The organism is Streptomyces sp. NBC_00075, assembly GCF_045041225.1.
GTDB classification, from domain to species: Bacteria; Actinomycetota; Actinomycetes; order Streptomycetales; family Streptomycetaceae; genus Streptomyces; species Streptomyces adonidis.
In genome coordinates this window covers 1,847,231-1,863,310 of record NZ_CP108243.1, presented here as the reverse complement: position 1 = coordinate 1,863,310, position 16,080 = coordinate 1,847,231, and the positions used below count along the sequence as shown (strand labels likewise).

The 16,080-nt window shown below is 70.0% G+C and carries 14 protein-coding genes; 3 read left to right on the top strand and 11 right to left on the bottom strand.

Annotated elements, in window-relative coordinates; genetic code table 11:
• Window positions 1-25: 25 nt before the first annotated feature.
• The 6 genes from OG787_RS08005 to OG787_RS07980 all read right to left on the bottom strand — a co-directional run bounded on the left by OG787_RS08005 (window position 26) and on the right by OG787_RS07980 (window position 7,508).
• The gene (locus OG787_RS08005; protein ID WP_405534681.1) at window positions 26-2,176 is read right to left on the bottom strand and encodes a malate synthase G; all 2,151 of its coding nucleotides are present in this window, start codon (window positions 2,174-2,176) and stop codon (window positions 26-28) included.
• Window positions 2,163-2,705, bottom strand: a complete 543-nt coding sequence (locus OG787_RS08000) for a hypothetical protein (RefSeq protein ID WP_405534680.1) — start codon at window positions 2,703-2,705, stop codon at window positions 2,163-2,165. Before OG787_RS08000 ends, OG787_RS08005 begins: the two co-directional genes overlap by 14 nt.
• Window positions 2,702-3,832 (bottom strand): alpha-hydroxy acid oxidase, encoded by a 1,131-nt coding sequence (locus OG787_RS07995; protein WP_369030370.1) that lies wholly within the window; start codon window positions 3,830-3,832, stop codon window positions 2,702-2,704. Before OG787_RS07995 ends, OG787_RS08000 begins: the two co-directional genes overlap by 4 nt.
• Window positions 3,829-4,905 (bottom strand): 4-hydroxyphenylpyruvate dioxygenase, encoded by a 1,077-nt coding sequence (hppD, locus tag OG787_RS07990; protein ID WP_369030369.1) that lies wholly within the window; start codon window positions 4,903-4,905, stop codon window positions 3,829-3,831. The genes OG787_RS07995 and hppD overlap by 4 nt, the downstream gene beginning before the upstream one ends.
• A 360-nt stretch (window positions 4,906-5,265) precedes the next feature.
• A complete protein-coding gene (locus tag OG787_RS07985) occupies window positions 5,266-6,456 on the bottom strand; it encodes an MFS transporter (RefSeq protein ID WP_405534679.1) in 1,191 nt (396 codons plus the stop codon).
• Window positions 6,453-7,508 carry a Glu/Leu/Phe/Val dehydrogenase dimerization domain-containing protein gene (locus OG787_RS07980; RefSeq protein WP_405534678.1) on the bottom strand — a complete coding sequence of 352 codons (1,056 nt, stop codon included), beginning with the start codon at window positions 7,506-7,508 and terminating at the stop codon, window positions 6,453-6,455. The genes OG787_RS07985 and OG787_RS07980 overlap by 4 nt, the downstream gene beginning before the upstream one ends.
• Before the next feature lie 258 nt (window positions 7,509-7,766).
• On the opposite strand from OG787_RS07980, the gene OG787_RS07975 reads away from it, so the two are divergent.
• Complete coding sequence (locus OG787_RS07975; RefSeq protein ID WP_369030366.1) at window positions 7,767-8,948, top strand: PucR family transcriptional regulator; 1,182 nt, start codon at window positions 7,767-7,769, stop codon at window positions 8,946-8,948.
• Window positions 8,949-9,007: 59 nt separating this feature from the next.
• Here OG787_RS07975 and OG787_RS07970 read toward each other — a convergent pair whose 3' ends face one another.
• Both OG787_RS07970 and OG787_RS07965 read right to left on the bottom strand, forming a co-directional pair.
• The gene (locus tag OG787_RS07970; RefSeq protein WP_405534676.1) at window positions 9,008-9,424 is read right to left on the bottom strand and encodes a GNAT family N-acetyltransferase; all 417 of its coding nucleotides are present in this window, start codon (window positions 9,422-9,424) and stop codon (window positions 9,008-9,010) included.
• 244 nt (window positions 9,425-9,668) lie between these two features.
• Window positions 9,669-10,427 (bottom strand): hypothetical protein, encoded by a 759-nt coding sequence (locus tag OG787_RS07965; protein WP_405534675.1) that lies wholly within the window; start codon window positions 10,425-10,427, stop codon window positions 9,669-9,671.
• A gap of 202 nt (window positions 10,428-10,629) precedes the next feature.
• Between OG787_RS07965 and gcl the strand changes: the two genes are divergently transcribed.
• Window positions 10,630-12,414 (top strand): glyoxylate carboligase, encoded by a 1,785-nt coding sequence (gene gcl, locus OG787_RS07960; RefSeq protein ID WP_405534674.1) that lies wholly within the window; start codon window positions 10,630-10,632, stop codon window positions 12,412-12,414.
• 240 nt (window positions 12,415-12,654) lie between these two features.
• On the opposite strand, the gene OG787_RS07955 is transcribed toward gcl, so the two are convergent.
• The 3 genes from OG787_RS07955 to OG787_RS07945 form a co-directional block, all read right to left on the bottom strand.
• Window positions 12,655-12,879 carry a hypothetical protein gene (locus OG787_RS07955; RefSeq protein WP_369030362.1) on the bottom strand — a complete coding sequence of 75 codons (225 nt, stop codon included), beginning with the start codon at window positions 12,877-12,879 and terminating at the stop codon, window positions 12,655-12,657.
• A gap of 156 nt (window positions 12,880-13,035) precedes the next feature.
• A complete protein-coding gene (locus OG787_RS07950) occupies window positions 13,036-13,926 on the bottom strand; it encodes a 2-hydroxy-3-oxopropionate reductase (protein ID WP_405534673.1) in 891 nt (296 codons plus the stop codon).
• Window positions 13,927-13,980: 54 nt separating this feature from the next.
• On the bottom strand, window positions 13,981-14,820 hold the full coding sequence (locus OG787_RS07945) for a TIM barrel protein (protein ID WP_369030360.1): 840 nt from the start codon (window positions 14,818-14,820) through the stop codon (window positions 13,981-13,983).
• A 317-nt stretch (window positions 14,821-15,137) separates the two neighbouring features.
• Between OG787_RS07945 and OG787_RS07940 the strand changes: the two genes are divergently transcribed.
• Window positions 15,138-16,040 (top strand): hypothetical protein, encoded by a 903-nt coding sequence (locus OG787_RS07940; RefSeq protein ID WP_369030359.1) that lies wholly within the window; start codon window positions 15,138-15,140, stop codon window positions 16,038-16,040.
• The last annotated feature ends 40 nt before the right edge of the window (window positions 16,041-16,080 follow it).

The window sequence follows — 16,080 nt, the reverse complement described above, 5'->3', positions numbered from 1 at the left end:
TCTCGCTCGCGTCGGTCCGACCGCATCACGTTGCCTTGGCCTTCTGTTCGCGGCGGAATCGGTACAGCACCGGTTCGGTGTAGCCGTTCGGCGCCGTCGCGCCCCGGGTGATCAGTTCACGGGCCGCCTGCCACACGAGGGAGGCTTCCCCCGTGGGTAACAGCGGCCGGTAGCCCGGTTCGTCGCGGAGGCGCTCGTCGAGGACTGCCGCCGTCCGGCGCAGACCGTCGTCCACGTCCCGCAGGGTGATCACGTCGTGGTGCAGCCAGTTCGCCAGCAGCTGGGTCGACATCCGCAGGGTGGCGCGGTCTTCGAGTACGACGACACCGTCGAAGGCGGGCATCGGGGAACTGGCGACGGCACGCTCGATCCAGCGCACCGCGTAGCCGAGAACGGTGTAGCAGTGGGCGTCCAGCTCCGTCCGCAGACCGGTGAGGGTCTCGGTCTCGGCGACGGGCGGGCGCAGGAGCTCGCCGAGCGAACGGCGCGGTCCGGCCGCCGCGATCCCGCGCTGTACGTCGGCGACGTCCACCTGGTGGTAGTGCACGGCGTGCAGGGTCGCGGCGACGGCGGTCGGCACCCACGTCATCCCCGCGCCCAGGGAGAGCTGGCCGATCTTGGACGCGAACAGGTCGCCCATCCGGTCGGGCGTGGGCCACATGCCAAGACCGATCAGTGCCCGGCCCTGAAGGCCGTGGGCCAGGCAGGTGTCGACGTGCCACTGCTCGTAGGCCAGCTGCCAGTGCTGGGTCTTCATGGCGGCCTTGGGCACCATGGGCCCGGCCGCCATCGAGGTGTGGATCTCGTCGGCGGTCCGGTCGAGCAGGCCGTTGTTGGTGGAGACGACCCGATGCCGGACCGCCTTCAGGCACGCCGCCAGGTTGACGGTGGTGCGCCGCTCCTCGTCCAGCAGCCCGAGTTTCACCGTGTGATCCGGCAGTCCGAGCAGGCGCTCGACGCGGCCGAACAGCTCGTCGACGAAGGCGAACTCGTCCGGCCCGTGCAGTTTCGGCACCGCCAGATACACCGCGCCGGCACGGGAGTTCACGCGGGAGGTGTCGCCCCGCAGGTCGTGCAGCGCCGCGAGGGTGGCGATCACGGCGTCGACGACGACTTCCGGCACCTCGGCGCCCTCGTGGTCGAGGATCGCGTCCGTGGTCATCAGCTGCCCGACGATCCGGGCGAACAGGAGTGCCCGCCCGGGCAGCGAGATTCGGCCGCCGTCCGGGGCGGTGTACCGGCGATCGGGATCCATGCCGACGCCACTGTGCCGCGCGGTGTAGCTGCCGCACATCAGACGCAACCAGGCACGGTAGACCTCGATCTTGTCCGCGACGTCCACGGCGGCGACACAGTCCTCGAAGTCCATGATCGTGCTGATCCCGGATTCCGGGACCACGTCCTGGATGCCGGCCGCGTCGAGGCGGCCGAACTCGCCGTCCGGGTCGAACAGGATCTCGACGTGCAGATGATGATGTTCGATCAGCACGACCGACGGGCGAGCGGGATCACCGCGGAATCCGGCCAGCCGCGCCGTGGGGGCCAGTGTGCTGAACGTGCCGTCGGACAACCGCACGCGCAATGCGCCGTCGATGACTTGGTAGCGGGTCGACTCCGTGTGCGAGCCCTCGTCGAGCGGCGCCATCATGTCGAGAACGCCCCGAGTGAGGTCGATGACCGCCTTGCGGCGTTCGGCGGCGTCGCCCGGAGGGATCACGTCGGTCTCGTACAGGGCCCGATACAGCGACCCCCACCGGGCGTTGACCCCTTCGAGCACGAAGGGCTCGTCGACCACCGGCACCAGCAGCTGCGGGCCGGCGATCCGCGTGATCTCCGCGTCCGCGCCGGCGGTGTCCACGGTGAAGGGCTCCGGTGTCTCGACCAGGTAGCCGATCTCTGTCAGGTACCGGCGATACGCGTCCGCGTCGACGTTCTCGCCGCGGTGTTCGGTGTGCCAGGCGTCAACTCTGTCCTGCAGTTCGCGGCGCCGGTCCACCAACGCGCGATTGCGCGGCGCGAGGTCGTCGATCAGCCGCTCGAACCCGGCCCAGAACTCCCCGGCAGCCACGCCGATGCCGGGGAGAGCCTCCAGTTCCACGAAATCCCGAAACGCGCGCGCGACCCGCAGGGACCCGATCCGGACCCACGCGTCCGCGGCGACTTCAGCGATGCTCATAAAGGCACCACACCATTGTCGCCTCCAATTTCTTCAAGATCTTCAGATTCTTGATGGATTCGACGACGTCCACCGATCCGATGCAGGCATCGACGACCTGTTCGCTCACCAGCCGTGCGGCCTCCGGTTTCGCCCGCACCGTCGAGACCGCCACGTCGACCGGCATGTGTTCGCGCACGAACTGGAGGGTGGCCGGGTGTGACGCCGCCGAGCGGATGTCCGCGATCTCGCCGGAGAACTCCGAATGGACCGCGACGCACATGGGCTTGGTCGGCGATTCCCAGACCCCGACCATCGTCATCGATCGCAGCTTGCTGAAATGAAGATCGACCCAGGAGTCGACCACTGATCCGTTGTTCATGTCCAGATACCCGGCGGCGACCAGCGCCCTGCCGCCGTGTGTCTCGGAATCGTCGATGGCGGCACGAAAGGAGGGGAAGAGCTCGATGTTCTCGCCCCCGATGCGTACGGCCTCCGCGTGCGCGTCCGTCCCCGACGGACCGAGCGTCTTGATGACGTCCTGCTTCACCATGTTGCAGTCCCCGTACTGCTGGAAGCTCTGAATTCGTACGTTGTCAGGTGGGCGGCCTCGCCGACGGTGCGGCAGCCGGACAGGGCGAGATCCGTCTCGAGTTCCTCGCGCAGCAGTGACAGCACGGTGTCGACGCCCGACTCGCCGCCGACGGCGAGCCCGTAGAGGACCGGCCGCCCCAGCAGGACGCCGTCGGCGCCGCGAGCCAGGGCCTTGAGTACGTCAGCCCCTGACCGGATGCCGCCGTCGACGAGTACCTCAACCGTGTCCCCCACCGCGGCCCGGATCTCCGGCAGCACCGTGAGTGCGGGCACGGCTCCGTCGAGCTGACGCCCGCCGTGATTGGAGACCACCAGCGCGTCCACGCCCGCGCGCGTCGCCCTGAGGGCGTCCTCGCGCGTCAGGATGCCCTTCACGACGAGCGGCAGCCGGGTGTGCGCCCGCAGCCATTCGATGTCGCTCCAGGACAACGAGGGGTCGAACATCTCGGTGGTGTGCGAGGCGACGGCCGAGCCTTCGGCCGAGGCCCGTTGGGCCCCGATCGCGGCCTCGCCGCGGAAGTGGGCGGCGTAGACATCGGGCGGCAGTGCGAAGCCGTTGCGCTGGTCCTTGAGTCGGCGGCCCAGCCGGGGCACGTCGACGGTGAGCATGAGCGCCTGGCAGCCCGCGGCTTCGGCCCGGCTCACCAGTTCCGTCGTGGCGCCCCGGTCCCGCAGCCAGTACAGCTGGAACCACAGGTCGGCACCCGACTCGGCGATGCGCTCCACCGGTGTCCCGCTGAGCATCGCCACGGTGAACGGCACGCCGGCCTTCTTCGCCGCGCGTGCGGTGGCCGCCTCGCTCTGCGGATGGACCAGCCCGTGGTAGGCCATCGGGGCGACGGCCACCGGCAGGCTCGCCTCGGTGCCGACCAGGCGGGACGCGGTCGACACCTGCGACACGTCCCGCAGCATCCGCGGCGCCACGTACAGGTTGTCGAAGGTGCGCCGGTTGGCGGCCACGCTCAGCTCGGCACCGCTGCCACCGGAGACGAAGTCCCAGGACGCGGGCGGTATCACGGCGCGGGCCGCGTCGGCGAACTCGGCCACGGACTGCGGCCGACTCGGTTGCCCGGCCTCCGTCACCGTTCCTCCCGCTGGCTCCGCTCCGCCTTCCTGGCCTCGAACAACGCCTTGACGTTGCCCTTGCCGAAGGTTTCGGCACCGACCCGCTCGATCACCTCGAAGAAGAAGGTGTTACGCGGATGCGTGGAGTGCGTGAAGATCTGGAACAGCTCGCCGCCGTGGTCCCGGTCGGCGAGGATGCCCAGTCCGCGCAGTTGCTCGAGTTCGTGGCGGGCCACGCCGCCGATGCGGTCGGGCAGCAGGTCGTAGTAGGCGCCCGGAGTGTCGAGGAAGTCCACCCCGCGCCCGCGCAGCTTCTGGACGGCCGTCACGATGTCCGCGCAGCCGAACGCGATGTGCTCGATCCCGGGCCCGGCGTTGTTCTGCACGAACTCCGCGATGAAGTCCAGCGCCTGCCCCGGCTTCGCGGCGGACTCGACGATGGTGAACGTGACGTCGCCCGCGGCGTTGCGCACGACCTGGGAATCCATACCCTGACCGCCGACCATGGTCCGGTCCTCGAAGATCACCGAGAAACCCAGGACGGATTCATAGAACTTCACCGCGTTCCGAAGGTCGCCGGCGCCGACGAGGTAGGCGAAGTGGTCGAGCACGCCGAACTCCGCGGGCGCCCGCGACGCGGACTCCTGTGCCGGGACGATGCCCGGCGGCAGTTGCCCGGGTGCTGCGTCGTCCGGGCGTTCGACCAGGCCGTGCCGGACGTCGCCGAACGCGCCGAAGCCGGCGACCGGCACACCGTCGCGCTCGACCGGCTGGAGCACGGCTTCGGCGCCGTTGGCCACGGCCTCCGCGAAGGCCGTACGGACCGACGGCGTGCGCAGCCAGATGGTGGCCACGCCGTCGCCATGGGTGCGGACCCAGGTGGACACCGGGGAGCCCTCGGTCAGCCCTTGGGTGACCAAGAGGACGATGTCCCCCTGCCTTAACGCGATCGAGCGGTGGGACCGGACGCTCGTGCTCGACGTTCCCGCTATCTCGAAGGCGTATTTCGAGACAAGATCTTCGACGGTCGCGTCAATGTCTGCGACATAGAACTCGACGTGATCCAACCGAGCATCACGCAACACATGCATGGCAGTTCTCCAAACGCATTGAAGTCGACCGAAAACAGACTCAGGCCCTTTTGTTGCTTGCTCAACTCGAACGTACCGTCCCCTCGGGCGGCTTGACAACGGCCACATTCGGCGGTGCGACGGAACACGAGATTGAATCCATGTTTCATGACACATCTAGTGCGCGCTGAGCAGGTAATTCGGAATCGTCGATTGCAATTCTCGCAAATCTGAGGCCAGGTATTCTGTGGATTTCATCGAACTTTCCCGGGGTCCGTCATGGTGAGGCGAACATGTGGACAAGCAGAGAAGCGCCTCCACATGTGGAGGCGCTTCTGGGTGACGCTCCGGGCCGATCTGCCGCTCACTCCCGCGCGGTGATCACCGCGGGATCTTCGCGGGCGCCACGCGATCCGGTGAGCCTGCTGTTTCCGAGACGGTATGCCGCACGGAGAGCAGCGACACGCACGCGATCAGCGCGGACAGGGCCGGAATGGCCACCGGTCCTCCCGTCGACAGGGCGAGCCCGCCGACGGCGCCGCCGACGGCGACGCCCAGGAACTGCACGGAGAAGTGCAGCCCCAGAGCCTGGGACCGCTGCGCGGGCGCCAGGGCGGCGATCCGTGTCTGCTGGGAGATCCCGCCGCAGCACCAGGCGGCACCCAGGCAGAACAGCACCGGAAACGCGGCGATCTCCGCGACGGTGCGGGGATGCCAGGCGGTGCCGACGGCGATGGTCGCGAGGAGCAGCGCCATCAGCGAGAGAGCCACGCGCAGCACCCGCGCCACGGGCACCTTGATCAGGACCTTGCCGATCGTGCGCCCGGCCAGGAACGCGCCCGTGCCGAAGACGATCATCAGCGCCGCGACACCCTGGCTTCCCATCCTGGTCGCCCGCTCGACGATCGGCGCGAGATACGTGTAAGTGCAGTACGCGGCGAGGAAGACCCCGAAGGTGGTCAGCAGACTCCACCGGACGGCCGGGCTGCGCAGCAGTTCGGTCCGGCCGGTGCCGAGGGGAGCCGCCGGCACCGTCGGCAGCAGGACCGCCAGTATCAGCGCGGTCGTCAGCGCCAGGACCGTGACGAACAGGAACGTACCCCGCCAGCCGAACAGCCCGCCGATCAAGGTGCCGAGCGGTGCGCCCAGGGTGAGCGCCAGCGCGTTGCCGCTGGCGGTGACCGCGATCGCGTTGGGCATGTCCTGCGGACGGCACAGCGCGGCCGCCGCCGCGGCGGCCGGCCCGGCCAGCAGGGCAGCGCTCGCCGCGGCCAGCACGCGCGCCGCCGCGAGCACGGCATAGTCGAGTGCGCACGCCGCGAGGGCGTTGCTGAGCGCGAAAACCAGCATGGCCCAGATCAGCACCGACTTCGGCGGCACCCTCCGGAACGCGCCGATCAGTGGCGGCCCGGCCAGGGCGTAGACCAGCGCGAAGACCGTGACCAGCTGTCCGCACACCGAGACGGACACGTCCATGGAGTCCGCGACCGCCGGCAGTACGCCGGCGATGACATAGCCCTCGGTACCGACGGTGAAGGTGGCCAGGGCCAGCACGTAGATCCGGGGGTTCATGCCGGTTCCGGCGCGGTGGGAACAGGTACGGCCAGCCGCCGGCGCGCGAGGTCGTCGGCGGCCCGCGCTGTCGTGCTCCCCGTGCGCGCGGCCGTCTCGAACAGACCGGTCAGGGTGTCGGCGATCGACTCGATGCGCTTGACCGCTTCCGCCGGTTCGTCGCCGAGGACTTCGCGCGAGACCGCGTTGACGACACCTCCGGCGTTGGCGATGTAGTCGGGGGCCCAGAGGATCTCGCGCTCCCGCAACAACTCCGCCACGCCGGGATCGGCCAGTTGGTTGTTGGCCGCGCCCGCGACCGCGCCGCATCGCAGTCGCGCCACCAGATCCCGGGTCAGCAGGCCGCCGAGCGCGGCGGGGACGAGCACGTCCACCTCGGCGGTGGCCGCCGCGTCGGGTTCGGCGAACACCGCGCCCAGTTCCGCGCCGAGCGAGCGCTTCACCGGGTCGACATCGCTCAGGACCAGGTCGGCGCCCGCCGCCGCCAACTGCCGGGCGATCTGCTCCCCGACGTGTCCCAGGCCGACCACCGCGAATCGCCTGCCCATCAAGTCCGGCGAGCCGAACAGCGCCAGGCAGGTCGAGCGCAGCGCGGCGACGACGCCCAGGGCCGTGAACGGCGAGGGGTCGCCGCTGCCGCCGACGGCCTCCGGTCGGCAGAACACGTACTCGGTCCGTTCGCCGATGACCGCCATGTCGGTCGGCCCGGTACCCGCGTCCGGACCGGTCACGTAGGCGCCGTCGAACTCCGCCACGATGTCGCCGACGTCGTGCAGCGCCGCGCGGCGTTCGTCTGCGGTGAGGCTCCGCCCGGCGGGGACGACCACGACCGTCTTGCCGCCGCCGTTCGGCAGTCCGGCGGCAGCGCACTTGCGGGTCATGCCCTCCGACAGGCGCAGCGCGTCGCGCAGGCCGCTCTCCCAGCTGTCGTACGCCCACATGCGGCAGCCGCCGACCGCACGGCCGAGAGCGGTGGAGTGCACGGCGACGACGATCGGCAGCCGGCTCCGCCGCCCGCGTCGCATCACGACCGATTCATGACTGAACTCCATCGGAGTCTCCACGCGTCCTCCAGTGCACCCAGATGCTTTCGGCCCACCCGCTGGGGACCAGGCCCCCGCGCCGTCCGCTGTCCAGCCTGCCGACGACCGGTCGGCGGGACCAGAACCGAATCCGAGAACTTCCCGGCGTCGTCTTTGCGAAGTCCACAAAAGGGCGGCATGCGCGTTCTTGATCGCCTCTCGTCCACGCATGGTCACAGGAAGCTGCCATACAATCGCGAGAGAGATCACTATGAAATCCACATCGGGATGGTGGAGTCTGTGACCGAGGGGGCCGGGGCACAGCCCTACACCGCCGTGACGTGGCAGCCCGTCGTCGAACTCTGCGAGTCACTCGCCGCAGAACTGCCCACGGTGATCCCGAACATCGTCGACCGCATACGGTTCGAAATCCCGAGCTATCAGATCGTGGACCGCGATCAGCAGGAACGCGACGTCACCCGCCACTACCAGGGACTGCTGACCGGCGTGGCCGCACGCCGCTCGCCCACCCGCGAAGAGGTCGAGGCCGCACACGCACTCGGAGCCGAACGCGCCGCCACCGGGCTGCCGTTGCACGCCCTCGTCGAGGCCTACCACGTCGGCTACCGTGAGATGTGGAACGTGCTGCTCGCTCGCGCTCAGTCGCACGACACCCGGGTCGTCGCGCAACTCGTCTCGATCGTCGGGATGGTCTGGACGTGGGTGCAGCATTCCAGCAGCGCGGCCGCCGAGGCGTACGGCGTCGCCGTCCGCGCCGCCGATGCCACGCTCCTGAGGCTGACCCACCAGTTCCTCGACGGCCTTGCCACCGCCACGCCCGCAGGCGTCGACCTCGAGCAACTGGCCGCCGCCCTCACCTTCGACCCGGCCGGCGAGTTCCAGGCTCTGTGCTCACCGGCCGAGGCCTGGCCCGACGAGCGCATGATGGATCTGCGGCACCGCCGGTGGCCGGGCACGCTGCGCTGCGCGACCCGCGGCAACCTCATGATCGCCCTGGTCCAGGACATCCCGCCGCAGGCCGTGGTCGAAGCGGCCCAGCGGCAGAACCCTGATGCGAGCTTCGGCATCGGCCTGTTGCGGACCGGGCTCCCCGGCGCCGCGATGAGCATGGCGGACGCGAGAGCGGCGCTGCCGCTGACGGATCCGGGACAGGTGAAGTCCTTTGCCGACCACTGGCTGCTCGCCACCCTGGCACCCACCGCGCAACGCTTCGCGGTGCTGCTCGAGCCGCGCAGAGAGGCCGCGCGACAACACCCCGACCTGGCGGAGACAGTGCTCAGGTTCGCCGAGAACGGCTTCTCGCTCAGCGCGACCGCCCGCGTCCTGCACGTACATCCGAACACCGTGAAGTACCGCCTACAGCGCTGGCAACAACTCACCGACTGGGACGTACGCACCTGGCAGGGACTGTCGTCCACGATCATCGCGCTCGGCCTGCCGACACTCTGAAACGCTCATCCGACCAGGTCCGCAAGCGGCGGACGACGCGCTGCGTGCTGGACGTTGCTTCAGGGCCTGCGCATGCAGACGCGCGGCCAGCGGTCGAGGCCGTGCTCGGCCTCGGCGGCGCGGATCATCCGCAGCCCCGGGGTGAGTTCGGCCTCGTCGAGGGTGCGGAAGCCGAGGCGGGCGTAGTAGGGCGCGTTCCAGGGGACCTCGGTGAACGTGGTCAGGGTGAGGTGCGTCAGGCCTTCCTCGGCGGCGCGGTCGGTGGCGTACGCGAGGAGGGCTTCGCCGATGCGGCGGTGGGCGAAGTCGGGGTGGACGGAGATCTGTTCGATGTGGAGGGCGCCGTCCACGGGTTCTGCGATCAGATAGGCGACGGGGTGGTTCTCGTCGTCGGCGGCTACCCAGGCGTGGCCTGCTTTTCGGTATCGCTCCAGGACTTCGAGGGAGGGCGGTTCGTCGTCGGCGATCTCCGCCATGTCGGGGGGTGCCGTGGGGGGTTGTCGGTTTGGTGCTGCGCTGTCGTGGCTGGTCGCGCCCCGCAGCGGAGCCGCATATCGATACAGCCCCGCGCCCCTTCGGGGTGCGGCCAAGGTACGGAAAGGGGCACCGGCCGCTCGTTCGATGGCGCGGAGGACGGGAAGCTCTGCCGAGCTGGCCGGGCGGATGCGCATTTGCCGAGTATCCGGCGGGCGTGCGCTTCGGGCATCTGGATTTTCGGGCTCAGACTCCGGTGGCGTCCAGGTCGTCGGCGGGGCTGTTGACCGGCTGCGGCGTGCCCGTCAGGTCGAGGACGAAGAGGGGGATGCCCAGGGTGTCGGCTCGGGCTCGGGCGTCGCTGTCGTAGCCGGCGAGGGAGAAGTAGACGCAGTTCGAGGACTCCGTCATGGCCGTCAGCCACAGGCACTCGATGTCCCGCAGCGATGCCGGGCTCACCGTCGGGTCGACCTGTGCCAGGACTCCGCGTGCGGCCAGGCCGACGCCGGACGGGGGGCGCTGGTCGGCGCGGCGGATGTCCTGGTAGCCGAGCCAGCGCAGATAGAGGGCGGCGGCGGTGACGGCGTCGCGTGCGGTGCGGATGGTGACGGGCTGGAAGGCGCGCCGGGGGCGGGCGGAGGGGTGGGGTCGCGGGGCGCGGAGGACGCCCGGGAGCTTCGCGGTGCCACTCGGAGGGGGCGGGGTGTCCGTCGGCCGGGGACGGTCTTCGGGAGCGTCCTGGGCCGCCCGTGTCACCGGAATGCGCAGGACCGTGCCGCAGGGGCAGCCCAGTTCGGGGTGCGGCCACTGGTCTCCCCGGCCGCAGGCCGAGCAGCGCACGGTGACCCACTCCTCGTCCCAGACACGGTGGGTGACGGCTGTCGCGGGCGCCCGTTCGTCGAGCGACGGGCTGACGGGCGTACCGCACGCGCACGGATACGAGGGTGCCGCGTACAGATGCTCGCGCAGGCAGGCCGGACATCGCACCGGCATGCTCTCGGCCATGGCCCACTCCACTACGTGATGTCGGGGTCAGAGCCCCATCGTGCTGCACGGAACCCCCGCTTGTCCGTCTCTTGACGGCCTTTCCGGCCCCACTTACATTGTTTCCAGATAGCAGAAAGTAGATTCCGCAATACGGAAACTGTCACGGAAGGTTCAACTCTCCGCGGGGCGCGACGGGAGTACGAATCCGAGGAGTTGCTCCATGGCACGTATGACCGCTGCCCGCGCGGCAGTCGAGATCCTCAAGCGGGAGGGCGTCACGCACGCGTTCGGTGTGCCCGGCGCGGCGATCAACCCCTTCTACGCGGCGCTCCAGGCCTCCGGCGGGATCAGTCACACCCTCGCCCGCCATGTCGAGGGCGCCTCGCACATGGCCGAGGGCTACACCCGCACCCACCCCGGCAACATCGGTGTCTGCGTGGGCACTTCTGGCCCCGCCGGCACCGACATGATCACAGGCCTGTACTCCGCGACCGGCGACTCGATCCCGATCCTCTGCATCACCGGACAGGCGCCCACCGCCGTGATCCACAAGGAGGACTTCCAGGCCGTCGACATCGCCTCCATCGCCCGGCCGGTCACCAAGATGGCCGTCACCGTCCTGGAGGCGGCCCAGGTGCCCGGCGTCCTCCAGCAGGCCTTCCATCTGATGCGGTCGGGCCGCCCGGGGCCGGTACTGGTCGATCTGCCGGTCGACGTCCAGCAGACGGAGATCGAGTTCGACCCGGACACCTACGAACCGCTGCCCGTCCACAAGCCGGCCGCCACCCGCGCCCAGATCGAGAAGGCGCTCGCGATGCTCAACGCCTCGCACCGGCCGCTGATCGTGGCCGGCGGCGGCGTCATCAACGCCGACGCGGCCGAACTCCTCGTCGAGTTCGCCGAGTTGACGGGCATCCCGGTCGTCCCCACCCTCATGGGCTGGGGCGCGCTGCCCGACGACCACGAGCTGAACGCCGGCATGGTCGGCCTCCAGACCTCGCACCGCCACGGCAACGCCACCTTCCTGGAATCCGACTTCGTCCTCGGCATCGGCAACCGCTGGGCCAACCGCCACACCGGCCGGCTCGACGTCTACACGGCCGGCCGCACCTTCGTGCACGTCGACATCGAGCCCACCCAGATCGGCCGTATCTTCGCCCCCGACTACGGCATCGCCTCCGACGCGAAGGCCGCGCTGGAGCTTTTCGTCACGGTGGCAAGGGAGTCGAAGGACGCGGGCGGCCTCCCCGACCGCTCCGACTGGGCTGCGGCGACACAGGAACGCAGGGCCCGTCTCCAGCGCCGTACCCACTTCGACGACATCCCGATCAAGCCGCAGCGCGTGTACGAGGAGATGAACAAGGCCTTCGGCCCCGAGACGCGGTACGTCACCACGATCGGCCTCTCCCAGATCGCCGGCGCCCAGATGCTGCACGTCTACCGGCCCCGCCACTGGATCAACTGCGGCCAGGCGGGCCCCCTCGGCTGGACGATCCCCGCCGCGCTGGGCGTCGCCGTCGCCGACCCGGAGGCGTCCGTGGTCGCCCTCTCCGGGGACTACGACTTCCAGTTCATGATCGAGGAGTTGGCGGTCGGCGCCCAGCACCGCATCCCGTACGTCCACGTTTTGGTGAACAACTCCTACCTCGGCCTGATCCGACAGGCGCAGCGGGCCTTCGACATCGACTTCCAGGTCAACCTGGAGTTCGAGAACCTCAACTCGCCCGAACTGGGCGCCTACGGCGTCGACCACGTCAAGGTCGCCGAGGGGCTGGGCTGCAAGGCGATCCGCGTGACGGACCCGGCCGAACTGGCCACGGCCTTCGAGCAGGCGAAGAAGCTCGCGGCCGAACACCGGGTCCCGGTGGTCGTCGAGGCGATCCTGGAACGCGTCACGAACATCTCCATGTCGACGACCAACGACATAGGAAACGTGGTGGAGTTCGAGGACATCGCGACCGAACCGGGGCACGCGCCGACCTCGATCAGGCCGCTGAAGGTCTGACCGCGACGACACGCGAGAAAGGGGTGCCCGCCTGGGCACCCCTTTCTTGTTTCCCCCGTTGTTCCCCCGTGCGGTGTTCCCTCGTGCGTTGTTCCCCGTGCTGCTCTCAATGTGCCCGAACCCGGCGGCAGTTGAAGCCCCCCGGGTCGTGTTCAGAGCTAGATTTGAGGGTTGCGTAGGTGCCGTACGCAAGCCGCCGTACGCAGGCGGCCGTACGAGCGCCCTCCCCGCGCGGCACCCTCACTGCCCGTGATGCTCCGAGAGCCCCGGCCAGTCCTCGGGCCCGCCGCCCTGCCACTCGACGAGATCGCTCGTCTCGGGGTCGATCCACTCCAGATCGGCGAGTCGCAGCGCCTCGACGACATCGTCGAGGTGGGAGGCGACCCCGAGTGTCTCGTCCCCGGCGGTGACCCGCCTCGATCCGTCCAGGGCCGGGGGATGCACGACGATGCTGGGTACGTCCATGCTCCCAGCGTGCTGCCCGCGCACCCGTTCCGCACATCGGGAACCGGGCCACGCGGGCAGGGGGAAGCACTGTGGGTTTCCGGGCGGCGCCAACGCCTGGGCGCGACAGGACAGTTGTCAGCGGTGGCGCCGCCCGGAAGATCGAGGGAGGGCGGGTCAGGCCTCGGCGCCCGACAGGCGTTCCACGCCCCGCAGCAGCGCCGAGTGGTCCAGGCCCCCGTCGCCCTGGGTGCGCAGGGACGCGACGAGTTGGGCGACCACCGCGCCGACCGGCAGCGCGGCGCCGACCGTACGGGCCGCGTCCGTCACGATGCCCATGTCCTTGTGGTGGAGGTCGACACGGAAGCCCGGCGCGAAGTCACGGTTCAGGAAGTTGTCCTTCTTGCGGGCCAGCACCGTCGAGCCGGCCAGTCCGCCGCCCAGCACCTCCAGCGCCGCACTCAGGTCCACGCCCGACTTCTCCAGGAAGACCACGGCCTCGGCGCACGCCTGGATGTTGACGGCGACGATCAGCTGGTTCGCGGCCTTCACCGTCTGGCCGCAGCCGTGCGGACCGCACAGCACGATGGTCCTGCCCAGCGCCTCGAAGATCGGCTTCGCCGTGTCGAAGTCGGCCTGTTCGCCGCCGACCATGATGGACAGCACGGCCTCGACCGCGCCCGCCTCACCGCCCGACACGGGCGCGTCCAGCACCCGGATCCCCTTCTCGGCCGCCGCCTTCGCCAGGTCCACCGACGTCTGCGGGGTGATCGACGACATGTCGACCAGCAGGGCACCGGGCCGCACGTTCTCCAGAATGCCCTCGGGGCCGTACGCGACCGCCTCGACCTGCGGTGACGCGGGCACCATCGTGATCACCACGTCGGCGTCGCGCACGGCCTCGGCGATCGAGCCGGCCGCGGTGCCGCCGGCGGCGACCAGTCGGTCGAGCTTGTCCTGTTCCAGGGTGAAGCCGGTGACGTCGTAACCCGCCTTGATCAGGTTCTCGGACATGGGGGAGCCCATGATGCCGAGGCCTATCCAGGCGACCCGGGGGAGATTGCTCATGATGGGGTGCCTCTCTGGCTCTTTGGTTCCTTGTCGGTCTGCTGCTCTGCGGTGTCAGGGGGTTCGGCGTGCTTCGCGCGGCAGCCAGTCGAAGGCCTCGGCGCTCGGCCGGTCGCCCGGCTTGTACTCCAGGCCGACCCAGCCCGCGTAACCGGCCTTGCGCAGCCGGTCGAGGTGGTCCGCGAGGGGGAGCGTGCCGGTGCCGGGGGCGCCACGGCCGGGGTTGTCGGCGATCTGGACGTGGCCCGTCTTCGCGGCGAACTCGTCGATCACCGACGGGAGATCCTCGCCGTTCATGGACAGGTGGTAGAGGTCCATCAGGAAACGGGCGTTGTCGAGACCCGTCGCCGCGTTGACCCGGTCGACGACCTCCACGGCGGCCGGGGCGCTGACCAGCGGGTACCGGGGTGACTCCGGCCTGTTGAGCGCTTCTACGAGGAGGATCGCGCCGATACGGTCGGCGGCCCGGGCCGCGAGCGCCAGGTTCTCCAGCGCCAGCGCGTCCTGCTCCGCCGGGTCCACGCCCTCGATCCGGTTGCCGTACAGCGCGTTGAGGGCGCCGCAGCCGAGCGACTCGGCCAGACCGGCGGCCACCTCGATGTTGGCGCGGAACCGCTCGGACTCCGCCCCGGGCACCGACAGGGCGCCCCGGTCCGGGCCCGGCAGCTGTCCGGCGTAGAAGTTCAGACCGGTGAGCCGGACGCCCGCGTCCTCGATCGCGGCCCGCAGGGAGTCCAGCTCGGACTGTTCCGGGGTGGGGGAGTCGAGCCAGGGCCACCACAGCTCGACCGCGGTGAAACCGGCCGCACGGGCCGCCGCCGGGCGCTCCAGGAGCGGGAGTTCCGTGAAGAGGATCGACAGGTTGACGTTGAAGCGCTGCTCGGTGAATCCCATGGCCGTCGACGCCCCTCTTGGTTCGATCTTCGCGATCTTAATTCCGTATGATGGAAATATGTTTCTGCTTACTGGAAGATTGCCGCCGGGTGTCGGAGCTTGTCAAGAGGGCTCCCCCGAGCGGTCTCCCAAGTGGCGGGGCGGGAAGAGGGAGGTTAGACAGGTGAAACGTTCATATGAGCGGGGCGCACGTTGCCCGTGTGTCAGTGCCCTGAAGTTGTGAGGCGAACATGGCCGTCGAGCCATTCCCTGTCTGCCCGGAGACCCCCGGAACAGGCGAACATCCTCCCGTCACCCGAATACGTACGGACGAGCTGGTGCGCACAGTGGTCGTCGCCAGACCCCTGGACGACGTCGTCCAACTCGTCACCCTCCTGGAGCAGTCGCCCGACGGCCTGCCGATCGCCGCGTCCGTCCTGCGGGTGGCGGCGGTGGCGCGTTCCGTGGAGGACGTCTCGCGCCTCGTGGAACTGCTGGGCCCGCCGCAGCGCGGCGTCGACCGGATGGACGAGGCGATCCGGACGGCCGCCGAGCAGCGGCCCGTGTCCGAGGTCGGCCGTCTGGTCGCCCTCCTGCACGCGGCCCCGCACGCCGCACACGCCAAGGCCCAGGCCCTGCACGCGGCGGCCACCGGCAGACCCGTGGAAGACCTCGTCCAGCTGATCGGCCGCTTCGACGAGGCCCAGGGCGAGGCTCCTGGCCAGGGCGAGGTCCATGACCAGGGCCGGAATCCCGCGTCCGCACCCACGCCCGCCCCCGCGCACACCGCACCGCAGGGCGAGGAGCGGCCGGCCCGCCTCTGGCTCCGCCGCGCCGCCGCAGTCCTCGTCCTGCTCTGCGCCGCGGCCCACTTCCCGCTCGACTGGGTCGACGCGCCGAGACACGGACTGGCCGCCTCGCTCGGCGTCTCCGTGCTGTGTCTGCTGGCCGGTACGGCGCTCTGGTTCAGCCGGTCGTCGGTCGTGGCCGCCGCTGCCGTGCTCGTCGCGGGCGCGCTCGCCGCGGCCCAACTGCTGGGCGCTCACGCCGACTCGGCCGCACTCGCCTACGTACGCCAGGCGGGCGGAGCCGCCACCCCGCTGCCCGCTCTGGCGGCCTGCTGGGCGACGCTCGCAGCGCTGGCGGCACTGGCCGTCTCCCTCGCCCGCCGAGGGCGTGCCACCCGGGTGCGTGACACCGCACCGGATGCTGACCTGGAGGTGAACTCCCTGCGCCTGTAGGCCGGTTGGTGGTCTCGGGGGCACGGTCGTCGGCCCGAGC